The organism is Prevotella sp. P3-92 (assembly GCF_002251205.1).
GTDB lineage: Bacteria > Bacteroidota > Bacteroidia > Bacteroidales > Bacteroidaceae > Prevotella.
In genome coordinates this window covers 1-1,274 of the sequence record NZ_NPJE01000028.1, presented here as the reverse complement: position 1 = coordinate 1,274, position 1,274 = coordinate 1, and the positions used below count along the sequence as shown (strand labels likewise).

The 1,274-nt window shown below is 45.8% G+C and carries 1 protein-coding gene; it reads right to left on the bottom strand.

Annotation, left to right across the window (positions count from 1 at the left end; all coding sequences use genetic code 11):
• On the bottom strand, positions 1 to 990 hold a 990-nt coding region (locus CIK93_RS04470), incomplete at its 3' end, for an IS110 family transposase (protein ID WP_094446703.1).
• Positions 991 to 1,274 lie beyond the last annotated feature (284 nt).

The window sequence follows — 1,274 nt, the reverse complement described above, 5'->3', positions numbered from 1 at the left end:
GCGATTTCGGACCATAGCAGTGACCAAACGTATGAGTTTGTTCTTTACATTATTCAGTGCAACCTGCTTCTTCTTTCCACGTTCTACGAGTCGCATATAGTATCTTGCGATAACGGGATTGAAGTTGATGGCAGCCAGTGCAGCCTGCGTCAGCATGGACTTTATCTGGCGGTTCGCCATGTAATGTACACGAGGATCAGAATGCACACTGGTACCCGAATCCTTGCCGAACGGGGCTATGCCATAGTAGCAGGCTATCTTGCGTGAGTCGTAATTGAAACGACGGAAGTTATCGGTGTATACCATCAGGCACACGGCGTTCTGCGTTCCTATGCCAGGCACCGAGGTCACGATGGTGAATACCTCGGTTAGCTCCTCGTCCGACTTAATAAGCTCGGCGATTCGCTTGTCTATCTTCTCGACTTCCTTGTTGAGTTCTGACACGATATGTCTTCCGCTCTGCGAGATCATGGTCTTGATAGGCGACTTCTCCATGGTGAGCTTCTTCTCGCCTCTACGCACCTGAAAACTGCATCTATGGTGTACCACCATTTGACGATACAGGAACAGCTCACGCAGTTGTGCAAGTGACTCGCTAAGTGGCTCGTACATAATGGCTCTGTCGTAATTCCTCATTGCGTATTCGGCAATCATTGAGGCGTCGGCACGGTCCGACTTCAATCGTCTAAGACCTGATGCATCCTTGATGCTCTTAGCATTCTCAAGCCACATGTCGTAGCCTTTGCCGTATAGGAAGTTGCATAGTCCCTTACTGTAATCGCCAGTGTTTTCTCCGCAGAAGAGCCACAAGGAAGGCTCGATGCCGCCGGAGTTCTGCTCCACCCACTTGATCAGTTGTTTGTAACCAGACACAGTTGTCTTGAATTCGTTGAACACTCTTGAGGCTGTTTCTGCAAGTCCGTCTGCAAAAATGATAGCCACATCAACTTTTTCTTTCGAAAAATCAACTCCAATAAATAAATTCTTCATATCTTTGTACGAGTTTAATTATGTAGAATTGGTCAATAGTTGTATGGACTAACACTCTAACAAGGCTCAGAGCCGATAACTTTCTATCTGGTCTTTGCAACTATGTCGATGAGGTCCGAAACGGATTATAGTCTTCAGACTAGTGAAATCCATGGTTTACCTCTTCGACAGACCGATTCTACCTTTTTACAACAAAGGTACGAAACTGTCTTTAGCAATCATAGTTTTACCTTGATTATTTAACATTTATGCGACTGCGTCGCATTCTTCTGCAAACTTAGAGT